This is a genomic window from Pseudomonas sp. DR48 (assembly GCF_019823085.1).
GTDB lineage: Bacteria > Pseudomonadota > Gammaproteobacteria > Pseudomonadales > Pseudomonadaceae > Aquipseudomonas.
In genome coordinates this window covers 150,009-171,072 of sequence record NZ_CP081946.1, presented here as the reverse complement: position 1 = coordinate 171,072, position 21,064 = coordinate 150,009, and the positions used below count along the sequence as shown (strand labels likewise).

Sequence of the window (21,064 nt, the reverse complement as noted above, 5' to 3'; positions counted from 1 at the left end):
AGACCTTCCTGTCCGCATAAGAGAGCCTCATTAGCCTGAGTCGATCTGCGTAATGCCAACCGCCAACCCCAGGCGGCAGATTGCTCGACCCCATAACCTCAATAAATATGCGGGCGTGCCCATGATTACCCTGAAACTCAATGGTCAAGACCATCAACTCGATGTCACCGAGGACATGCCGCTGCTCTGGGCTATCCGCGACGTAGCCGGCTACAACGGCACCAAGTTTGGCTGCGGCATGGGCCTGTGCGGTGCCTGCACCATTCATATCGACGGCGCTCCGGCGCGCAGTTGCATCACGCCGATCGGTTCGGTGGTCGGCCAGAACGTCACCACCATCGATAATTTGCACGTCGACCCGGTCGGGCAAGTCGTGCAACAGGCCTGGCTCGACACTGCTGTGGCTCAATGTGGTTTCTGCCAGGGTGGGCAAATCATGTCGGCCACCGCGCTGCTCAAGACCCATCCGAACCCCAGCGACGAACAGATTGAAGAGGCGATGGTCGGCAACATTTGCCGCTGCGGCACCTACAACCGGATCAAGACCGCCATCCGCCAGGCATCCACTCACCTGAAGGAGGCCAAGGCATGAGCCAGTTGCCGAATGATTTTGCGCTGAGCAACCTCAGTCGCCGTGGTTTCCTTAAAGGTGTCGGTGCGACCGGTGCGTTGGTGCTGGTGGCAAGCTGGGGCTGGCAAGACGCTTTCGCTGAAGAAAAAGAGAAAAAGTTCGGCGCCGACGGCATGCCCAATGGCTGGGTCGATGATCCCAAGGTTTACGTCAGCATCGCCGCTGACGGCATGGTGACAGTCGTCTGCAACCGTTCGGAAATGGGCCAGGGCGTGCGCACCAGCCTGACCATGGTAGTGGCCGATGAACTGGACGCTGACTGGGCGATGATGAAGGTGCAGCAGGCGCCGGGCGACGAAGTGCGCTTCGGCAACCAGGACACCGACGGCTCGCGCAGCATGCGTCACTGGTACGAACCGATGCGCCGCTGCGGTGCTGCCGCGCGGACCATGCTGGAACAGGCTGCGGCCGATCAGTGGAAAGTCCCGGTCAGCGAGTGTCATGCGCAACTGCACAAAGTGGTTCACCAACCCACCGGCCGTGAACTGGGCTATGGCGCCTTGGCCGCTGCTGCCGGAGCGCTGGCCGTGCCGGCTCGCGACAGTCTGCGACTCAAGCAACCATCGGAATTTCGCTACATCGGCAAAGAGGGCACCAAGGCTATCGACGGTGCCGACATCGTCAATGGCCGTGCCGTTTACGGTGCCGATGTGCATTTCGACGGCATGCTATACGCCACGATTGCCCGTCCGGCGGTCTATGGCGGCAAGGTTAAATCCGTCGATTCCAGCGCCGCGCTGAAAGTCCCGGGGGTGATAAAGGTCATTCAGATCGAAGGCCGTCCGCTGCCGTCCGAATTCCAGCCATTGGGCGGCGTTGCCGTCGTGGCCAGCAACACCTGGGCCGCGATCAAGGGCCGCGAAGCGCTGAAAGTCGAGTGGGATGACGGTCCCAACGCCAGTTATGACTCGATTGCCTACCGCAAGGAACTGGAAGCTGCGTCCCTGCAACCCGGCAAAGTGGTGCGCAATACCGGCAACATCGACGAGGCCATGAAAGGCGCCAGCAGCACTGTCGAAGCCTCCTACTACCTGCCACACCTGGCACAGGCGCCAATGGAGCCGATGGTCGCCATCGCCCGCTTCAAGGATGGTGTGTGCGAAGCCTGGGGGCCGAGCCAGGCGCCGCAAGTCACCCGCGAGCGCATCGGCGAACGCCTGGGCATTCCCTTCGATAACGTCACGTTTAACGTGACCTTGCTGGGTGGCGGTTTCGGTCGCAAGTCCAAACCGGATTTCATCATCGAAGCGGCCGTTCTCGCCAAGGAATTCCCGGGCAAGGCTGTACGTGTGCAATGGACCCGTGAAGACGACATCCACAATTCCTACTTCCATACGGTGTCGGCCGAATACCTGAAGGCCAGCCTGAACAAGGATGGCTTGCCTTCCGGTTGGCTGCACCGCACCGTTGCCCCGAGCATTACGGCGCTGTTCGCGCCGGGCATGAACCACGAAGCGGCGTTCGAGTTGGGCATGGGGTTCACCAACATGGCCTACGCCATTCCCAATGTGCGCCTGGAAAACCCGGAAGCCGCGATCCACACCCGGGTCGGCTGGTATCGCTCGGTATCGAACATTCCTCACGGCTTTGCGATTCAGAGCTTTGTCGATGAGCTGGCGCACAAGGCAAAGCAGGATCCGCTCAAGTACCAGATCAAGTTGCTCGGTCCGGACCGCCAGATCGATCCGCGCACCTTGAGTGAAGAGTGGAACTACGGCGAGTCGCCCGAGCGTTACCCGATCGACACCGCCCGGATGCGCACGGTGCTGGAAACCGCGGCCAAAGCAGCCGGCTGGGGTCGTGAGTTGCCCAAGGGCCGAGGTTTGGGGCTGGCGGTGCATTACAGCTTTGTTACCTACGTGGCGGCGGTCATTGAGGTCGAGGTCAAGGACGACGGCACGTTGATCGTGCATAAAGCCGACATCGCCGTGGATTGCGGTCCGCAAATCAACCCGGAGCGGATTCGCTCTCAGTTTGAAGGCGCCTGCGTCATGGGCCTGGGCAATGCGGTGCTGGGTGAAATCAGCTTCAAGGACGGCAAGGTCCAGCAGGACAACTTCCACATGTACGAAGTGGCGCGCATGTCCCTGGCACCGAAGGAAGTCGCCGTGCATCTGGTGACGCCTCCAGGCGTGGTGCCGCTGGGCGGTGTTGGTGAGCCAGGCGTGCCACCGATAGCGCCAGCGCTGTGCAACGCGATCTTCGCGGCGACCGGCAAACGCATCCGCTCTCTGCCGGTTCGCTTTCAGTTGCAGGGTTGGCAGAAGGCACAAGCCTGATGGACAGCGCAGATCTGAACGTCCTGCGCAGCGTCCTCGAATGGCGCCGTGCCGGTCAGCGGGTGGTGTTGTTCAGCGTGGTCCAGACCTGGGGCACCGCGCCCCGGGCCCCTGGCGCCATGCTGGCGTTGCGTGAAGACGGCGTGGTGATCGGTTCGGTGTCCGGCGGTTGTGTCGAGGATGATCTGATTGCGCGGTTGCACGACGGGCGGATTGCGACTGACGGGCCGCCTGTGCAATTGATCACCTACGGCGTCACCCGCGAGGAGGCTGCGCGGTTTGGTTTGCCCTGCGGCGGCACGTTACGCCTGACCGAAGAGCGTGTGGGCGATCCGGAATGGGTGGCGCAGTTGCTGGCGCGTTGCGAGGCCCATGAAATCGTTGCCCGCACACTCGATCTTGAGACGGGAGAAGTGGTTTTACAGCCGGCCAGCAAGAGCGATGTGCTGACGTTTGATGGCAAAACGCTGCGGGCCATCTACGGTCCTCGTTGGCGGCTATTGCTGATCGGCGCAGGGCAGCTGTCCCGGTACGTCGCCGAGATGGCCCGATTGCTCGATTTCGAGGTGCTGATCTGCGATCCGCGCAGCGAGTTCGTCTACGGTTGGGAAGAGCAGCACGGGCGTTTCGTCCCGGGCATGCCGGATGAGGCGGTGCTGACGATCCAGACTGACGAGCGCACGGCCATCGTCGCGCTGACCCACGATCCGCGTCTGGATGACATGGCGCTGCTGACGGCCCTGGACTCCAAGGCTTTCTATGTCGGTGCCCTGGGATCACGGGTCAACAGCCTCAAACGTCGGGATAACCTGGCTCAGCTAGGCTTGTCACCACAGGCCATCGAACGGTTGCACGGTCCGATCGGTTTGCACATCGGTAGCCACAGTCCGGCGGAAATCGCCTTGTCGCTGCTGGCCGAAATTGTGGCGATCAAGAACGGCGTCGAACTCAAGCAGAAGAAGCCGTTGCAGGAGGTTGTATGAGTGAGCTCATCGGCATCATCGTCCTGGCGGCGGGGCAGGGCAGTCGTTTCAGGCAGGTGGCGGGGACGGACAAGGACAAGTTGCTGGCTGATTGCACGGGGCGGGATGGCGCGGTTCGCTCCGTCATCGAGCAAGTCCTGGTGAGCCTGCCTGCTCCGCCGGGGAAGCGCGTGCTGGTGACCACCGCGGACCGTCCCCAAGTGATACGCATGGCTCAGGCGCACGGCTTCGAGGTTGTATTGATCGAGCCTGCCGGGATGGGCGACAGCATTGCTGCCGGTGTGAAGGCGTGCCCAGAACTTGGTGGCTGGGTGATTGTGCTGGGGGATATGCCGTTTATCCTGCCGTCGAGTATTGAGCGGGTGGTCGCCGGCATAGCTGCTGATTGCGTCACCGTGCCGGTTTACGAGGGCAAGTATGGGCATCCGGTCGGGTTTGACCGCAGTTTTGGACCGGGGTTGATGGCATTGTCCGGCGATCACGGTGCCAAGCCGTTGTTTGCGCAGGGCAGGGTGGTCGAAGTGGCGGTGGATGATCCCGGGGTGTTGTGGGATGTGGATGTCCCGGAGAAATTGCTCTTCAAGTAGCTTCAGCACAAATTCCTTGTGGGAGCGAGCTCGCTCGCGATTGCTGTTTTACATTCAACATTTATGCAAGCTGATCCTCCGCCATCGCGAGCAAGCTCGCTCCCACATTGGATCCTGGTGATTTACAACGGACATAAAAAAGCCCCGCCTGGGTTACCAGGCGGGGCTTTTTAGTGGCCGGTGGAATCAGACGAGTGGTTTAGGCTCGTGTTCTTTTTCCAGGGCTTGTTCGTGTTGCTCTACCGCTTCCTGTACGGAGCGTGGTGCTTCTTCGATGACCGACTCGGCAACAGGTGCCGATTCGATCACTTCAGCTGCAACCGGTGCAGGCTCGGAGGCCGGAGCCGGAGCTGCTTCTGCCGGAGCAGCAGCGGCAGCCAGTTCGGCTTCCTTCTTCAGACGCTCTTCTTCACGCTTGCGACGACGCACTTCACGCGGGTCGTTGGGCGCACGGCCGCTTGGGGTCAGGGCGCTGACAGGGGCAGCTTCGACTTGCGGCGCAACAGCTTCAGCCACAACCGGCGCTTCCACGACCGGAGCAGGCTCGGCGGCAGCAACCACTGGCTCGGAGACGATCGCTTCATCAACCGGAGCTTGCGCAACAGGTGCTGGAGCTTCGACAGCTACCGGCTCGGCAACCCAGTTGAACGCGGTTTGTTCTTCGCGAACTTCACGGACAGCTTCGGTTACGGTTTCGCTGGAGGTTTCGCCAGCTTGCTCGGCGGCAAACACGGGTTCGGCGGCCGGTGCGGCTTCAACCACTGGCTGTGCTTCTTCGCGAACCGGGGCCACTTCGATTTCCGGTGCGGCGGTGGCTTCGACCGGAGTCGTCGCTTCAACCACAGGTGCTTCAACCGGAGCTGTTTCCAGAGTAGCGGCAGTGGCGCGTTCGGCTTGCTCGTGCGCTTGTGCTTCAGCTGGTGCGCTGATCACGGTGCTGGCAACGGCTGCGGTAACAGCCAGGCCGGCGGCCAGATCGGAAGTGCTTGGCGCTTCGTTGCGTTCGGCAGCTTCATTACCTTCGCCGGACTCGGATTCTTCCGAACCTTCGATCACGTTGCCGTTGGCATCACGCTGACGCTCGCGACGGTTGCTGCGACGACGCTGGCCACGGGAGCGGCGGCGTGGACGATCGCCTTCGGCGCCTTCCTGACCGTCTTCCTGCAGTTGCTCATCGTTGGTCACCAGTTCTTCTTCGGCGACGGCGGCAGCTTGCTCGGCACGTGGTTGACGTTCTTCACGCGGTGGGCGTGGAGCACGTTCTTCACGTGGCTGGCGAGCTGGACGCTCTTCAGCGGTAACGGCAGCGGTCGCGACGGCGGCAGCGGCAGCTGGAGTGGCATCCAGAGGCTCACGCAGTTCACGAACCGGACGCTCTTCGCGGTCACCGCGTGGCTTGCGATCTTCGCGTGGAGCGCGCGGGGCACGTTCTTCACGAGGGGCGCGTGGAGCGCGTTCTTCACGAGGTGCACGTTCTTCGCGAGCAACAACCGGCGTTTCTTCGCGGGGTTCGCGGGCTTCACGTGGCTCACGTGGTGCACGTTCTTCGCGCGGTGCACGCTCTTCACGAGGCTTGCGTTCTTCATCGCGGCGACCATTACGGTTGCGGCTCTGCTGACGACCGTTGCGACGCTCTTCGTTGCGGGCCGGACGCTCGGTGGTTGCCGGTTTTTCAACCACAACCGGAGCAACAGGCTCTTCCTTGGTCGCGAACAGGCTGACCAACGACTTCACCAGACCCTTGAACAGGCTTGGCTCTGGCGCCGAGACCGGTGCAGCCACTGGCGCGGCAGCGACGACTTCGGTCGGAACCGGAGCATTGGCGCGGGCCGGAGCGGTCTTGACCGCGGCTTCCTGGCGAACCAGGGTGCGGGTCGCAGCGGCTGGCTGGACTTCTTCGACTTCGGCAGCGGCAGCAGCGATTTCGTAGCTGGACTGGCCGACAGCGGCTTCCGGGCTGTCATCGCGCAGACGCTGAACTTCGAAGTGCGGCGTTTCGAGGTGATCGTTCGGCAGAATGACGATGCGGGCACGGGTGCGCAGTTCGATCTTGGTGATCGAGTTGCGTTTTTCGTTGAGCAGGAACGCAGCTACCGGGATCGGCACTTGGGCGCGAACTTCAGCGGTGCGGTCTTTCAGGGCTTCTTCTTCGATCAGGCGCAGGATCGCCAGCGACAGCGATTCAACGTCACGGATGATGCCGGTGCCGTTGCAGCGTGGGCAGACGATGCCGCTGCTTTCGCCAAGCGATGGACGCAGGCGCTGACGGGACATTTCCAGCAGGCCGAAGCGCGAGATGCGACCGACTTGCACGCGAGCGCGGTCGGCTTCCAGGCATTCGCGGACTTTCTCTTCCACGGCGCGCTGGTTCTTGGCAGGGGTCATGTCGATGAAGTCGATGACGATCAGGCCGCCGATGTCGCGCAAGCGCAACTGACGGGCAATTTCTTCGGCGGCTTCAAGGTTGGTCTGCAGGGCGGTTTCTTCGATGTCGCTGCCTTTGGTGGCGCGCGCCGAGTTGATGTCGATGGACACCAGGGCTTCGGTCGGGTCGATAACGATGGAACCACCGGAAGGCAGTTCGACGACGCGCTGGAAAGCGGTCTCGATCTGGCTTTCGATCTGGAAACGGTTGAACAGAGGAACGCTGTCTTCGTACAGCTTGATCTTGCTGGCGTACTGCGGCATCACCTGACGGATGAAGGTCAGGGCTTCGTCCTGGGCTTCAACGCTGTCGATCAGCACTTCGCCGATGTCCTGGCGCAGGTAATCGCGGATGGCGCGGATGATCACGTTGCTTTCCTGATAGATCAGGAAAGGCGCGGAGCGATCCAGCGAGGCTTCTTTGATGGCGGTCCACAGTTGCAGCAGGTAATCGAGGTCCCACTGCATTTCTTCGCTGCTGCGGCCAAGGCCGGCAGTGCGCACGATCAGACCCATGTCGGCTGGGGCAACCAGACCGTTAAGGGCTTCACGCAGTTCGTTGCGCTCTTCACCTTCGATGCGACGGGAGATACCGCCGGCACGCGGGTTGTTCGGCATCAGCACCAGGTAACGACCGGCCAGGCTGATGAAGGTGGTCAGGGCAGCGCCCTTGTTGCCACGTTCTTCTTTTTCGACCTGAACGATGACTTCCTGGCCTTCGCTCAGGACGTCCTTGATGTTGACGCGGCCTTCAGGAGCTTTCTTGAAGTATTCGCGGGAGATTTCTTTGAGGGGCAGGAAGCCATGGCGCTCAGAGCCGAAATCGACAAAGGCAGCCTCAAGGCTTGGTTCGATGCGAGTAATCCGGCCTTTATAGATGTTGGCCTTTTTCTGCTCGCGTGCACCGGATTCGATGTCCAGGTCGTAGAGGCGTTGGCCATCTACCAGTGCAACACGCAACTCTTCGGGTTGAGTTGCGTTAATCAGCATTCTTTTCATGTAGTACCGTCGGTTTCCGGGCTGCCGGAAACGGCGTTCGGCACACACGACTTCTCATGGTCGGTGTCAGGTGCGTCGGGAGTGGTTGGCCATTCCCGTGTCCAGCGATGTCTGGCCAATTGGGCCGTTATCGCGACGTACGCGTCCTGCTTGCTGTGGCTACTTAAGCACTCAGTCAGGAGGAGGAATCAACCAGCGGCTGTGGACGAGATGAAGCGTCTTGATAAAGCCTATTGCTACACAGTCCAGCGGTTGTGCATCTCCACCCTACACGTATCCCTGATAATTCGGGTGCTGCCGCGCGCAGAATCCGCAGCGGGTTGGCATTTACCGTGAGCTCCGAAGGGGGGAGGTCACGCATCATGGCTAATTTAGGCGGTGTTTCCGAAGCGTTCGCTCGAGGTCGTTCGCCGCTGACTGCACTTTGTGAACTGGCCGTGAATATTGGCTCGCAAGGCGAGTGAAAACTCTGCTTTGCGGCTTGATTCAGGCCTCATGTCACCTGCGCTCGTTACAGCTGCAAACTCCACCGTTACGTAGCGAAAGCCCCGTAGGACGGCCTCGCGTCCTGGTGAATTGCGTTGGTCAGGGCCGGTTTTTGACCGTTAGTCCGCTGTCCAGGCCGCTTTTGGCGGCGTTCGCGACTATAGCAGCAATGATTAAGTGCTTCAATTCCATAAAAAATTGTTATCATCCGCGACATGACGACTACTGCCCCTTCGACCCCAGCCGTACAACTGCTGGAGGTCTCGCCGGAATATGCCGGCCAACGTATTGATAACTTCCTTCTCGCTCGGCTCAAAGGCGTGCCCAAGACTTTGATTTACCGCATTTTGCGCAAAGGCGAAGTGCGGGTGAACAAAGGTCGGATCAAGCCCGAATACAAGCTGCAGGCGGGCGATATCGTGCGCGTGCCGCCGGTTCGCGTGCCTGAGCGCGACGAGCCTGTGCCGCTGGCCCAGGGTCTGCTGCAGCGCCTCGAAGCGTCGATTGTCTTCGAGGACAAGGCGCTGATCGTGATCAACAAGCCTGCCGGCATCGCTGTTCACGGCGGTAGCGGCCTGACTTACGGCGTGATCGAAGCCTTTCGTCAGTTGCGTCCCGATTGCAAGGAGCTCGAGCTGGTTCACCGACTCGACCGTGATACCTCCGGCCTGTTAATGATCGCCAAGAAACGCAGCATGTTGCGCCACTTGCACACTGCCTTGCGCGGCGACGGGGTCGACAAGCGCTACATGGCGCTGGTTCGCGGTAACTGGGCGACATCGATCAAGCAAGTGCGCGCGTCGCTCGGCAAGAGCAATCTGCGTTCCGGCGAGCGTATGGTCGAGGTCGACGAGGAGGAGGGCAAGGAGTCCGTGACCGTGTTCAAGGTCCTGCGTCGCTTCGGTGACTTTGCCACCATGGTCGAAGCCAGGCCGATCACCGGCCGGACCCACCAGATTCGCGTCCACACCTTGCACGCCGGGCACTGCATCGCAGGCGATACCAAGTATGGCGATGAAGCGTTCAGCAAGGAAATTCGCGACCTGGGCGGCAAGCGCCTGTTCCTGCATGCCTACATGCTGACCGTGCCGCTGCCCGATGGTGGTGAGCTGAAGTTGCAGGCGCCTGTCGACGAAATGTGGGCCAAGACCGTGGAGCGCCTGAGTGCACCCCTCTGATTACAAGCTGCTGATATTTGATTGGGACGGCACGCTCGCTGACTCCATCGGTCGGATTGTCGAGGCGATGCATGTCGCCTCCGAACGGTCCGGATTTCAGTTGCGCGATGATTTTGCCGTCAAAGGCATTATCGGTCTCGGTTTGCCCGAGGCTATTCGCACCTTGTATCCCGACATTGGCGATGCCGACCTCGTGGCGTTCCGTCAACACTATGCCGATCATTACATCGCCTCTGAAGCTGTGCCTTCGCCGCTGTTCGAGGGTGTGGTTGAGTCGATGGAGGCGTTTCGCGCCGAGGGTTATCATTTGGCCGTGGCGACGGGCAAGGCGCGTCGCGGGCTGGATCGCGTGCTCAAGTCTCACGGCTGGGAAGATTATTTCGATATCACCCGCGCCGCTGACGAAACCGCCAGCAAGCCCCATCCGCTGATGCTCGAGCAGATTCTGGCGCATTGCAACGTTCGCCCCGAGCAGGCGTTGATGGTTGGCGATTCTTCGTTTGATCTGCAGATGGCGCGTAACGCCGGTATGGATTCGGTGGCGGTCAGCTATGGCGCGCAATCGATCGAGGCGCTGAAGCTGTTCGAGCCGGCACTGGCCATTGACCATTTTTCAGAATTGCATGCCTGGCTGAGTGAGCGGGCTTAATCGTTTTTTGCTGGGGTAGATGTCATGACCGACGAATGGAAAGCGCCCGCCAAGGCGAGCGCAGAGAGCGGTGACGAGAAAAGCTGGAAGCTGCTGGAAAAAACCTTGCTGGCCAGTGTGCAGGAGCAGCGCCGGTCTCGTCGCTGGGGGATTTTCTTCAAGCTGCTGACCTTTGTGTACCTGTTTGCCGCGCTGATCCTGTTCACGCCGCTGATGGACATGGAAAAAAGCGCGACCCGTGGCTCCCACTACACTGCGCTGATCGACGTGGCCGGGATGATTGCCGACAAGGAACCGGCCAGCGCTGACAACATCGTCGGCAGCTTGCGTGCGGCGTTCGAGGACGAAAAGGTCAAGGGCATTATCCTGCGCATCAACAGTCCGGGCGGCAGTCCGGTACAGTCTGGTTACGTTTACGACGAAATCGTCCGTTTGCGCGGTCTGCACCCGGACACCAAGGTGTATGCGGTGATTTCGGACCTGGGCGCCTCCGGTGCCTACTACATTGCCAGTGCGGCAGATCAGATCTACGCCGATAAGGCGAGTCTGGTGGGTTCCATTGGTGTGACGGCGGCCGGGTACGGTTTTGTCGGCACGATGGAGAAGCTTGGCGTTGAGCGTCGGACCTATACGTCGGGCGAGCACAAATCGTTCCTTGATCCGTTCCAGCCGCAGAAACCCGAAGAAACCCAGTTCTGGCAGGGCGTGCTTGATACGACTCACCAGCAGTTCATCAACAGCGTCAAGAAAGGGCGTGGGGATCGTATCAAGGACAAGGAGCATCCAGAGCTGTTCTCCGGTCTGGTCTGGAATGGCGAGCAGGCGCTGCCGCTGGGGCTGATCGATGGTCTGGGCAATGCCAGTTCGGTTGCGCGCGATGTGATTGGCGAGAAGGAACTGGTGGATTTCACCGTTCAGGAGTCGCCATTCGATCGCTTCTCGAAAAAACTCGGTGCCAGCGTTGCCGAGCAATTGGCGATGTGGATGGGCTTTCACGGTCCGTCGCTGCGCTGATCCTCCGGTTTTTTTCAAGTCAAAAGATCGCAGCCTCGTTGCACTCGACAGCTCCTACAGGAATACGCATTCCAATGTAGGAGCTGTCGAGTGCAACGAGGCTGCGATCTTTTGACCTTTAAGGTATTTGCACCCCTTCGGTCAGCAGCATGTCGATCAGGCGAATCAGCGGTAGGCCGATCAGGCTGGTGGCGTCAGGGCCTTCGGTGCTTTGAAACAGGCTGACCCCTAAACCTTCAGCCTTGAAGCTGCCAGCGCAGTCGTAGGGTTGTTCCGCGCGCAGGTAGCGCTCGATGCGTGCCGGATCGAGCGTGCGCATGTGTACGGTAAAGGGTACGCAGTCGACCTGGCAGTCGCCGGTCTGGCTGTTAAGCAGTGCCAGGCCGGTGAGGAAGGTGACGCTGGCACCGCTCGAAGCGAGCAGTTGTTCGCGGGCTTTTTCGAAGGTGTGGGGTTTGCCGATAATCCTGTCGCCGAGTACGGCGACCTGATCGGAGCCGATAATCAGATGAGCGGGGTGGCTGGTGGCAAGCGCCAGCGCCTTCTCTTTGGCGAGGCGCTTGACCAGATCAATGGCTGGCTCGCCCGGACGGTGGCTTTCGTCGATATCCGGTGAGCTGCAAATGAACGGCAGCTGCAGGCGGGCCAGCAATTCCCGGCGATACACCGAGCTTGAAGCGAGTAATAAAGGCAGCATGCGCATCTCCAAAAGGCAGGTGCGAATTCTAGCGGAGGCGTGCAAGTGACGGACAGGGCTGAATTTCCTTTGACATGGCTGGGGGCATCCCTATAATGCTGCGCCTATGTTGAATGACCCGATTCCACCTCACGTTGACCCGCGCAAATTGGCTGATCGTGGCACCACCCTTCAAGGTGAATTGCTGCTAGCCGATTTGGAGAGACTCTGCGACCCGCTTTCCGATACTGTCGGTACGGTGCAGGCTAAATTCGTTTTTGAACGAGATGAACGTAAATCTGTGGTAATTCACAGCTTTATCGACACCGAAGTCAAAATGGTTTGCCAGCGTTGTCTTGAGCTGGTCACCCTGCCGATCCATAGCGAATGCAGTTATGCTGTGGTGAAGGAGGGTGCGAATACCCAGTCGTTGCCGAAAGGTTATGACGTGCTGGAACTGGGCGAAGATCCATTGGATCTGCAGTCACTGATCGAGGAGGAGCTTCTGCTCGCCTTGCCCATTGTGCCTGCTCATCATCCGGAAGAATGCCAGCAGCCGGCGGGTCTCGATGAGCCCGAACCGAGCGAGGACGAGGTAACGCGGTCCAACCCGTTCAGTGTATTGGCGCAGTTAAAGCGTGACCCAAACGTTTAGGAGTTAATCAATTATGGCTGTTCAGCAGAACAAAAAATCCCGCTCTGCCCGTGACATGCGCCGTTCGCACGACGCTCTCGAGGCTAGCACCCTGTCTGTAGAAAAAACCACCGGTGAAGTTCACCTGCGTCACCACGTATCGCCAGAAGGCGTATACCGTGGCCGTAAAGTGATCGACAAGGGCGCTGACGAGTAATCCTTGTCTGCTCAAGTCATCGCGATTGACGCAATGGGCGGGGACTTCGGTCCCCGCAGCATTGTTCAGGCCAGCCTTGCTTGTCTGTCTGCTACGCCCTCGCTGCACCTGACCCTCGTCGGTCAACCTTCCCTTCTTGAAGAGCTGCTCTCTGGCCAATCGGCTATGGATCGCGCGCGCCTGTCGATTGCTCCGGCATCCGAAGTTATCACCATGGACGAGAAGCCTGCCCAGGCACTGCGTGGCAAGCCCGACTCGTCGATGCGTGTGGCGCTCGAGTTGCTGCGCGATGGCAAGGTCCAGGCGTGTGTCAGTGCCGGCAATACCGGCGCGCTGATGGCGTTGTCGCGGTTTGTGCTCAAGACGTTGCCGGGTATCGATCGTCCGGCGATGGTGGCGGCTATTCCGACGCAGAAGGGGTATTGCCAGTTGCTTGACCTGGGCGCCAACGTCGATTGCAGTGCCGAGCACTTGTTGCAGTTTGCAGTGATGGGCTCGGTGGCGGCGGAGACCCTGGGCATCGTTCGTCCGCGCGTGGCGTTGCTGAACATCGGTACCGAAGACATCAAGGGCAATCAGCAGGTCAAGCTGGCCGCGACTTTGTTGCAGAGCGCTCGCGGCATCAACTACATCGGCTTTGTCGAAGGTGACGGTTTGTACCGGGGCGAGGCGGACGTGGTGGTGTGTGACGGCTTTGTCGGCAATATTCTGCTCAAGTCCAGCGAAGGACTGGCGACCATGATTGCCGGGCGTATCGAGGCCTTGTTCAAGAAAAACCTCGCGTCAAAAATGGTCGGTGCGCTGGCGCTGCCGCTGATGAAGCGCCTGCAAGCCGATCTGGCGCCTGCGCGGCATAACGGCGCGAGTTTCCTCGGATTGCAGGGGATTGTCGTGAAGAGCCATGGTTCTGCCGGCGTTCAGGGGTTTCAAAGTGCGATACAGCGTGCGGTGATCGAGATCCAGGAAAACCTGCCGGAGCGTATTCACGGCCGTCTGGAGGATTTGTTGCTTTAGGCGTTTTCGTCGGACAATGCTTAAATGTGACCGCTCAGTTCAATTGGCCATCCAACTGTCAGTTTCTTGCGTCCCCGGAGCGGGACGTCAATTCTCCGACGACAAGATCATTAGGGGCTTGTTACATGTCTGCTTCCCTCGCATTCGTCTTTCCAGGACAGGGTTCGCAGTCCCTCGGCATGCTGGCCGAGTTGGGCGCGCAACATCCGATTGTCCTCGAAACATTCAAAGAAGCTTCCGATGCTCTGGGTTACGACCTGTGGGCACTGACCCAGCAAGGGCCGGAAGAGCAACTCAATCAAACCGATAAGACCCAGCCGGCCATTCTGACCGCCTCGATCGCCTTGTGGCGCCTGTGGCTGGCTGAAGGCGGCGCGCGTCCGGCTTACGTTGCCGGTCACAGTCTGGGCGAGTACAGCGCACTGGTTGCCGCGGGTAGCCTGACGCTGGGCGATGCGGTCAAGCTGGTTGAGCGTCGTGGTCAACTGATGCAGGAAGCCGTTCCGGCCGGGCAGGGTGGCATGGCCGCTATCCTCGGTCTGGACGATGCTGATGTGCTGGCCGCCTGTGCTGAAGCGGCACAAGGCGAAGTGGTCAGCGCGGTGAACTTCAACTCCCCGGGCCAAGTGGTTATCGCTGGTGCCAAGGCGGCGGTCGAGCGCGCCATTGAAGGCTGCAAGGCCCGTGGCGCCAAGCGCGCCATGCCATTGCCAGTGAGCGTGCCATCGCACTGCGAGCTGATGCGTCCGGCAGCCGAGCGCTTCGCCGAGTCGATCGCGGCGATTGACTGGCAGGCGCCGCAGATCCCTGTGGTACAGAACGTCAGCGCCGGCGTGCCGGCCGATCTGGAAACCCTCAAACGCGACCTGCTCGAGCAGCTCTACAAGCCTGTGCGCTGGGTCGAATCGGTCCAGGCACTGGCTGCCAAGGGCGCGACTCAACTGGTCGAATGCGGTCCTGGCAAAGTGCTGGCCGGCCTGAACAAACGTTGCGCCGAAGGCGTGTCGACATCCAATCTTAATACCCCAGACGCTTTCGCTGCCGCCCGTGCAGCGCTGGCCTGAATCAGGAGAAACTTGCATGAGTCTGCAAGGTAAAGTTGCACTGGTCACCGGTGCAAGCCGCGGTATCGGCCAGGCCATTGCCCTGGAGCTGGGTCGTCAGGGCGCCATCGTTGTGGGCACCGCGACTTCCGCTTCAGGCGCCGAACGTATTGCCGCCACCCTGAAAGAAAATGGCATTCAAGGCACTGGCATGGAACTCAATGTCACCAGCGACGAATCCGTTGCTGCGGTGCTGGCGAGCATTTCTGCACAGTTCGGTGCGCCGGCGATCCTGGTCAATAATGCCGGTATCACCCGCGATAATCTGATGATGCGAATGAAAGATGACGAATGGCATGACGTCGTCGATACCAATTTGAACAGTCTGTTCCGCCTGTCCAAGGGTGTTTTGCGCGGTATGACCAAAGCCCGTTGGGGACGAATTATCAGTATTGGTTCGGTTGTGGGTGCCATGGGCAACGCAGGCCAAGTAAACTACGCAGCCGCCAAGGCCGGTCTGGAAGGTTTCAGCCGTGCACTGGCGCGTGAAGTCGGTTCGCGTTCGATTACGGTAAACTCGGTGGCCCCAGGGTTCATCGACACCGATATGACCCGTGAACTGCCTGAGGCACAGCGTGAAGCCTTGCAGACGCAGATTCCGCTGGGTCGTCTGGGACAAGCTCAAGAGATCGCGTCTGTGGTCGCTTTTCTTGCATCCGACGGTGCGGCTTACGTTACTGGGGCTACAATCCCGGTGAACGGCGGGATGTACATGAGTTAAATGTGACGGATTGCTTCAAAAAAATGTCATACGAGCTGTCTAAAATCCGTTATAAAGCTGCAATCTATTTATAGGCAGAGGGCCGCCGGGTTTGAGGAGTGAAGCTTTCAGTTGAAATGCTGAAAAGTCTTTCTATACACTTACCCACTGGCCAGCTGCCTGAATTTGTCCATTAGGAGTGAAAACAAGGTATGAGCACCATCGAAGAGCGCGTCAAGAAAATCGTTGCCGAGCAACTGGGCGTTAAAGAAGAAGAAGTGGTCAACACTGCTTCCTTCGTTGAAGACCTGGGTGCTGACTCCCTTGACACCGTTGAGCTGGTGATGGCTCTGGAAGAGGAATTCGAGACCGAAATCCCTGACGAAGAAGCTGAGAAGATCACTACAGTACAAGCCGCAATCGATTACGTTACAAACCACCAGGCTTAATAGCTTGTAATCGTTGCTTGCTGTCATGGAAAAACCGCACTGCCATCACGGCGTGCGGTTTTTTCTTTAGGCCTGATGCAAAGTCGTCATTTGAAAAAGGAGAGTGCTGTGTCGCGTAGACGCGTCGTAGTCACCGGTATGGGTATGTTGTCGCCACTGGGCACGGATGTGCCGAGCAGTTGGCAGGGCATTCTGGCTGGCCGCAGTGGCATTGGTCTGATCGAACACACCGACCTTTCTGCCTATTCCACCCGTTTTGGCGGCTCGGTAAAGGGCTTCAATGTCGAGGAATACCTGTCGGTCAAGGAAGCTCGCAAGCTTGACCTGTTCATTCAGTACGGTCTGGCCGCAGGTTTTCAGGCTGTACGCAACGCCGGTCTGGAAGTCACCGACGCCAACCGTGAGCGCATCGGCGTGGCCATGGGTTCTGGTATTGGCGGTCTGACCAATATCGAAGAAACCAGCCGCACGCTGCATGATTCCGGCCCACGACGGATTTCTCCGTTTTTCGTGCCTGGCTCGATCATCAATATGATTTCCGGTTTTCTGTCCATCCACCTGGGTGCACAGGGACCTAACTACGCCATTGCCACAGCCTGTACCACCGGTACGCACTGCATCGGCATGGCGGCACGCAACATCATGTACGACGAAGCCGACGTGATGATTGCCGGCGGCGCCGAGATGGCGGCTTGCGGTCTGGGCATGGGCGGCTTCGGTGCCTCCCGCGCGCTGTCGACCCGCAACGACGAGCCAACCCGCGCCAGCCGTCCATGGGACAAGGGTCGTGACGGCTTCGTGTTGTCCGACGGTGCCGGTGCTCTGGTTCTCGAAGAGCTGGAACACGCAAAAGCGCGTGGCGCGACCATCTATGCCGAGCTGATCGGCTTTGGCACCAGCGGCGATGCCTACCACATGACTTCGCCGCCCGCCGATGGCGCTGGTGCCGCACGTTGCATCACCAATGCCTTGCGCGACGCGAAGATCAATGGCGATCAGGTCCAGTACGTCAACGCCCACGGCACGTCGACTTCGGCCGGCGACCTCGCTGAAGCGTGTGCCATCAAGTCGGTGTTTGGCGATCACGCCTACAAACTGGCCGTCAGTTCGACCAAGTCCATGACCGGTCACTTGCTGGGTGCAGCAGGCGCGGTCGAGGCGATCTTCAGCGTGCTGGCGATCAACAGCCAGGTGGCGCCACCGACCATCAACCTCGACGAACCGGACGAAGGTTGCGACCTCGATTTCGTACCTCACACCGCGCGCAACATGGACATCGATGTGGTGCTATCCAACTCCTTCGGTTTTGGCGGTACCAACGGCTCGCTGGTGTTCCGCCGGTTCGCTGACTGATGGACAGCTGGGTCGACGGTCAGCCGGCTGACGCTTTGTCGCTGAAGGATCGCGGCCTGGCTTATGGCGATGGTCTGTTCGAGACCATCGCAGTCAAGGGCGGGCAACCACTGTTGCTGGACCGGCATCTGTCGCGTCTGGCCGATGGCTGTTCGCGCCTGGCAATCACTACCGATCTCGAGCTCGTGCGCAGTGAACTGTTGGCCTACGCCAAAGCGTTGGGTGAAGGCGTGCTCAAGCTCATCCTCACTCGCGGTGACGGTCTGCGTGGGTATGCCCCCGATCCCTCGGCTCAGGCCCGACGCATTCTGCAGGGCAGTCCTCCCGTGGCTTATCCTGCCGTGCATGGCGAGCAGGGCGTTCGCCTGTTCCCCTGCGCGACACGGCTGTCCCGCCAGCCACTGCTTGCAGGGCTCAAACACCTGAACCGTCTCGAGCAAGTGATTGCCCGCGCTGAATGGCAAGATACGGATCACGCTGAAGGGTTGATGCTCGATCAGGCCGGTCGGGTGATCGAGGGCGTGTTCAGCAATCTGTTCCTGGTGCGCGAAGGTGTGTTGATGACGGCCGATTTGAAGCGCTGTGGCGTGGCCGGCGTGATGCGTGCCGAATTATTGTTTCAAGCAAAATCATTGGGGATCCCCACCCAAATCACCGACATCAGCCTTGATCAGCTGCAATGGGCTGACGAAGTCTTTGTCTGTAATAGCGTGTACGGTGTTTGGCCGGTGCGCGCCTTTGCAGCTCTGAGCTGGCCGGTTGGGCCGCTCACCCGTAAACTCCAAACCATTGCCCGCGCGCTACTGGATGCTTGATACGTGAGACGTAAACTCTTGCTGCTGCTGGAAACCGGATTGGTTCTGGCGGGACTGTGTCTGGGCGCTGCCGCCTGGAAAATCCATTCGGCGCTGGAACAGCCGCTGAACATTTCCCAGGAACAGTTGCTGGATGTGCCCAAGGGCACGACGCCGACCCGCACTTTCTATCGACTCGAAGCCGATGGCATCATCAAGGATGCCTTCTGGCTGCGTGTGTATTGGCGCTTCAATCTGAACCGGCAGCCTTTGCATAAGGGCGAGTACCGCATGCAGCCGGGCATGACCGTCGAAGGGTTGATCGATGAGTGGAAGCGCGGTGATATCGTGCAGTACAGCCTGACACTGGTTGAAGGCTGGAATTTCCATCAGGTCCGTGCGGCCCTGGCCAAGGATGAAAAACTCGAGCAGACCCTGAACGGTTTGAGCGATAGCGAAGTGATGGACAAGCTTGGTCACGCCGGGATTTTCCCGGAGGGGCGATTCTTCCCCGACACTTACCGCTTCGTGCGCGGGATGACGGACATCGAGCTGCTGAAAAAAGCCTACGATCGTCTCGACGAGGTCCTGGCCAAGGAGTGGGAACAGCGGGCCGCCGATGTGCCGTACACCGAACCCTATCAGGCGCTGATCATGGCCTCGTTGGTGGAAAAGGAAACCGGTGTGCCACAGGAACGCGGGCAGATCGCCGGTGTGTTCGTGCGGCGTATGGCGATGGGCATGTTGCTGCAGACCGATCCGACGGTGATCTACGGACTTGGTGAGCGCTACAGTGGCAAGCTGACTCGCGCCCACCTCAAGGAGCCGACGCCTTATAACACCTACATGATTTCAGGCCTGCCGCCGACGCCGATTGCGATGGTCGGCCGCGAAGCAATCCATGCTGCTTTGAATCCGGTGGCCGGCAACAGTCTGTATTTTGTTGCGCGCGGTGACGGCAGCCATGTGTTCTCCGATGATCTGGAGGCGCATAACAATGCGGTGCGCGAGTTCCAGCTCAAGCGTCGTGCCGATTATCGCTCCAGCCCGGCACCGGCCTCGGCGCCCGAAACGTCGAGTGGTGAAACCCCGAATACCGGCACCCCGGACGCGCAGGCGCCGATTCCGGCAGCGTCCCCTAATCCCGATCCCGAATCTTTGCCTCAAGTAGCGCCACAAGAGGCGCAGAAAGAACCCGCTGCTGCACCCGCTCCGGAACCTGAGCACGCGCCGGATGCCGCGGCGCCGCAAAACCCGCAATGACTTTGATTAAGGACCGCCTGTGACTGGCTTGTTTATTACCCTGGAAGGCCCGGAAGGTGCTGGCAAGAGCACCAATCGCGAATACCTGGCCGAGTGCCTGCGCGCTGCCGGTATCGAGGTTGTGCTGACCCGCGAGCCCGGTGGCACGTCGTTGGCCGAGCGGATCCGTGAGGTATTGTTGGCCCCAGTCGATGAAGTCATGAACCCGGACACCGAATTGTTGCTGGTGTTTGCCGCGCGAGCCCAGCATCTGGCGGAAGTGATTCGCCCTGCATTGGCGCGGGGTGCGGTTGTATTGTGTGATCGTTTTACCGATTCGACTTATGCGTATCAGGGTGGCGGTCGCGGCTTGTCGCTGGCGCGCATTGCGACCCTGGAAACCTTCGTCCAGGGCGATTTGCGTCCGGACCTGACGCTGATCTTCGATCTGCCGGTGGAAGTGGGTCTGGCCCGCGCCAGCGCGCGCGGTCGGCTGGATCGCTTCGAGCTTGAAGGGCGTGCCTTTTTCGATGCCGTGCGCAGCGCGTTCCTGGCGCGGGCCGAAGCGGACCCTTCGCGTTATGTCTTGATTGATGCCGCTCAGCCGCTGGCACAGGTTCAGCGCTCTCTGGATGCGTTGCTGCCACGTTTGCTGGAGCTGACCCGTGGCTGAGGCCTATCCGTGGCAGGACGGCCTCTGGCAGCAGTTGGCCGGGCGCAAGCAACATGCTCACGCCTATCTGCTGCATGGCCCGGCCGGGATCGGCAAGCGCGCGCTGGCTGAACGGTTGATGGCCAGCCTGTTGTGCCAGCGTCCGACTGCTCAGGATGCGTGCGGTGAATGCAAATCGTGCCTGCTGCTCAAGGCGGGCAGTCATCCCGACAATTACATCCTGGAACCGGAAGAGGCCGACAAGGCGATCAAGGTCGATCAGGTGCGTGATCTGGTCAGCTTCGTGGTGCAGACCGCACAAATGGGCGGGCGCAAAGTGGTGTTGATCGAGCCGGTCGAGTCGATGAACATCAACGCCGCAAACGCCTTGCTCAAAAGCCTCGAAGAACCGTCCGGCGACACCGTTTTGCTATTGGTCAGTCACCAGCCCAGCCGGTTGTTGCCGACCATCAAGAGCCGCTGTGTGCAACAGGCCTGTCCGTTGCCGAATCAAGCGATGAGTCTGGCCTGGCTGGCCAAGGCCCTGCCGGACAGCTCGGAAGAAGAACGCATCGAACTGCTGACCCTGGCCGCCGGTTCGCCGCTGGGCGCGGTCAAATTGCAAACCCAGGGCGTGCGTGAACAGCGAGCGTTGGTGGTCGAAGGGGTGAAGAAGTTGCTCAAGCAGCAACAATCGCCGACTCAACTGGCCGAAGAATGGAAAACCATTCCGCAGTTGCTGTTGTTCGACTGGTTCTGTGATTGGTCGAGCCTGATCTTGCGCTATCAGTTGACCCAGGATGAAGAAGGCCTTGGGCTTACCGATATGCGCAAGGTCATTCAATACCTGGCGCAGAAGTCAGCCCAGGAGAAAGTCTTGAATATTCAGGACTGGATCCTTGCCCAGCGTCAGAAGGTCATGAGCAAAGCCAACCTCAATCCGGCGTTGCTGCTGGAAGCGTTGCTGGTGCAATGGGCATCCTTGCCTACCCAGAAGTGA

20 protein-coding genes are annotated in these 21,064 nt (G+C 59.9%); 18 read left to right on the top strand and 2 right to left on the bottom strand.

From position 1 onward, the window contains the following. The first annotated feature begins 121 nt into the window (after positions 1–121). From K5K95_RS00740 to K5K95_RS00725, 4 genes are read left to right on the top strand one after another with little or no spacing between them, the layout of a single operon-like run. Positions 122–592, top strand: coding sequence for a (2Fe-2S)-binding protein (locus K5K95_RS00740; RefSeq protein ID WP_222587998.1), 471 nt, complete (start codon positions 122–124; stop codon positions 590–592). Beyond that, on the top strand, positions 589–2,910 hold the full coding sequence (locus K5K95_RS00735; protein WP_222587997.1) for a xanthine dehydrogenase family protein molybdopterin-binding subunit: 2,322 nt from the start codon (positions 589–591) through the stop codon (positions 2,908–2,910). Before K5K95_RS00740 ends, K5K95_RS00735 begins: the two co-directional genes overlap by 4 nt. Beyond that, the gene (locus K5K95_RS00730) at positions 2,910–3,893 is read left to right on the top strand and encodes an XdhC family protein (RefSeq protein ID WP_222587996.1); all 984 of its coding nucleotides are present in this window, start codon (positions 2,910–2,912) and stop codon (positions 3,891–3,893) included. The genes K5K95_RS00735 and K5K95_RS00730 overlap by 1 nt, the downstream gene beginning before the upstream one ends. After that, a complete protein-coding gene (locus K5K95_RS00725; protein ID WP_222587995.1) occupies positions 3,890–4,480 on the top strand; it encodes an NTP transferase domain-containing protein in 591 nt (196 codons plus the stop codon). The genes K5K95_RS00730 and K5K95_RS00725 overlap by 4 nt, the downstream gene beginning before the upstream one ends. 186 nt (positions 4,481–4,666) lie before the next feature. Here K5K95_RS00725 and rne read toward each other — a convergent pair whose 3' ends face one another. Further along, positions 4,667–7,903, bottom strand: coding sequence for a ribonuclease E (gene rne, locus K5K95_RS00720; protein ID WP_222587994.1), 3,237 nt, complete (start codon positions 7,901–7,903; stop codon positions 4,667–4,669). Positions 7,904–8,604: 701 nt separating this feature from the next. Here rne and rluC point away from each other — a divergent pair. Genes rluC through K5K95_RS00705 form a run of 3 tightly spaced genes read left to right on the top strand, consistent with a single transcriptional unit; the run spans position 8,605 to position 11,230 of the window. Then, positions 8,605–9,567 carry a 23S rRNA pseudouridine(955/2504/2580) synthase RluC gene (rluC, locus tag K5K95_RS00715; RefSeq protein ID WP_090186781.1) on the top strand — a complete coding sequence of 321 codons (963 nt, stop codon included), beginning with the start codon at positions 8,605–8,607 and terminating at the stop codon, positions 9,565–9,567. Beyond that, positions 9,554–10,216, top strand: a complete 663-nt coding sequence (locus K5K95_RS00710; protein WP_222587993.1) for an HAD-IA family hydrolase — start codon at positions 9,554–9,556, stop codon at positions 10,214–10,216. The genes rluC and K5K95_RS00710 overlap by 14 nt, the downstream gene beginning before the upstream one ends. Positions 10,217–10,240: 24 nt before the next feature. Next, positions 10,241–11,230 carry a S49 family peptidase gene (locus tag K5K95_RS00705; RefSeq protein WP_222587992.1) on the top strand — a complete coding sequence of 330 codons (990 nt, stop codon included), beginning with the start codon at positions 10,241–10,243 and terminating at the stop codon, positions 11,228–11,230. Between the two features lie 118 nt (positions 11,231–11,348). On the opposite strand, the gene K5K95_RS00700 is transcribed toward K5K95_RS00705, so the two are convergent. Beyond that, on the bottom strand, positions 11,349–11,927 hold the full coding sequence (locus K5K95_RS00700) for a Maf family protein (protein WP_222587991.1): 579 nt from the start codon (positions 11,925–11,927) through the stop codon (positions 11,349–11,351). Positions 11,928–12,033: 106 nt separating this feature from the next. Between K5K95_RS00700 and K5K95_RS00695 the strand changes: the two genes are divergently transcribed. The 11 genes from K5K95_RS00695 to K5K95_RS00645 all read left to right on the top strand — a co-directional run bounded on the left by K5K95_RS00695 (position 12,034) and on the right by K5K95_RS00645 (position 21,064). Next, positions 12,034–12,561: a YceD family protein gene (locus K5K95_RS00695; protein ID WP_004371317.1), complete on the top strand. Its 528-nt coding sequence runs from the start codon at positions 12,034–12,036 to the stop codon at positions 12,559–12,561. Between the two features lie 13 nt (positions 12,562–12,574). Further along, positions 12,575–12,757 carry a 50S ribosomal protein L32 gene (gene rpmF / locus K5K95_RS00690; RefSeq protein WP_003179396.1) on the top strand — a complete coding sequence of 61 codons (183 nt, stop codon included), beginning with the start codon at positions 12,575–12,577 and terminating at the stop codon, positions 12,755–12,757. A gap of 3 nt (positions 12,758–12,760) precedes the next feature. Further along, positions 12,761–13,771 (top strand): phosphate acyltransferase PlsX, encoded by a 1,011-nt coding sequence (gene plsX, locus K5K95_RS00685; RefSeq protein WP_222587990.1) that lies wholly within the window; start codon positions 12,761–12,763, stop codon positions 13,769–13,771. Between the two features lie 125 nt (positions 13,772–13,896). Further along, positions 13,897–14,835, top strand: coding sequence for an ACP S-malonyltransferase (fabD, locus tag K5K95_RS00680; RefSeq protein WP_222587989.1), 939 nt, complete (start codon positions 13,897–13,899; stop codon positions 14,833–14,835). A 16-nt stretch (positions 14,836–14,851) separates the two neighbouring features. Beyond that, positions 14,852–15,595 (top strand): 3-oxoacyl-ACP reductase FabG, encoded by a 744-nt coding sequence (fabG, locus tag K5K95_RS00675; protein WP_090186765.1) that lies wholly within the window; start codon positions 14,852–14,854, stop codon positions 15,593–15,595. A 191-nt stretch (positions 15,596–15,786) separates the two neighbouring features. Then, positions 15,787–16,023 carry an acyl carrier protein gene (gene acpP, locus K5K95_RS00670; protein ID WP_003442511.1) on the top strand — a complete coding sequence of 79 codons (237 nt, stop codon included), beginning with the start codon at positions 15,787–15,789 and terminating at the stop codon, positions 16,021–16,023. 108 nt (positions 16,024–16,131) lie between these two features. After that, on the top strand, positions 16,132–17,376 hold the full coding sequence (gene fabF, locus K5K95_RS00665; RefSeq protein WP_095132060.1) for a beta-ketoacyl-ACP synthase II: 1,245 nt from the start codon (positions 16,132–16,134) through the stop codon (positions 17,374–17,376). After that, positions 17,376–18,191 carry an aminodeoxychorismate lyase gene (gene pabC / locus K5K95_RS00660; RefSeq protein ID WP_222587988.1) on the top strand — a complete coding sequence of 272 codons (816 nt, stop codon included), beginning with the start codon at positions 17,376–17,378 and terminating at the stop codon, positions 18,189–18,191. The genes fabF and pabC overlap by 1 nt, the downstream gene beginning before the upstream one ends. Positions 18,192–18,194: 3 nt before the next feature. Beyond that, a complete protein-coding gene (gene mltG, locus K5K95_RS00655; protein ID WP_222587987.1) occupies positions 18,195–19,433 on the top strand; it encodes an endolytic transglycosylase MltG in 1,239 nt (412 codons plus the stop codon). A gap of 19 nt (positions 19,434–19,452) precedes the next feature. Further along, positions 19,453–20,085, top strand: coding sequence for a dTMP kinase (tmk, locus tag K5K95_RS00650; protein ID WP_222587986.1), 633 nt, complete (start codon positions 19,453–19,455; stop codon positions 20,083–20,085). Then, positions 20,078–21,064 (top strand): DNA polymerase III subunit delta', encoded by a 987-nt coding sequence (locus K5K95_RS00645; RefSeq protein WP_222587985.1) that lies wholly within the window; start codon positions 20,078–20,080, stop codon positions 21,062–21,064. Before tmk ends, K5K95_RS00645 begins: the two co-directional genes overlap by 8 nt.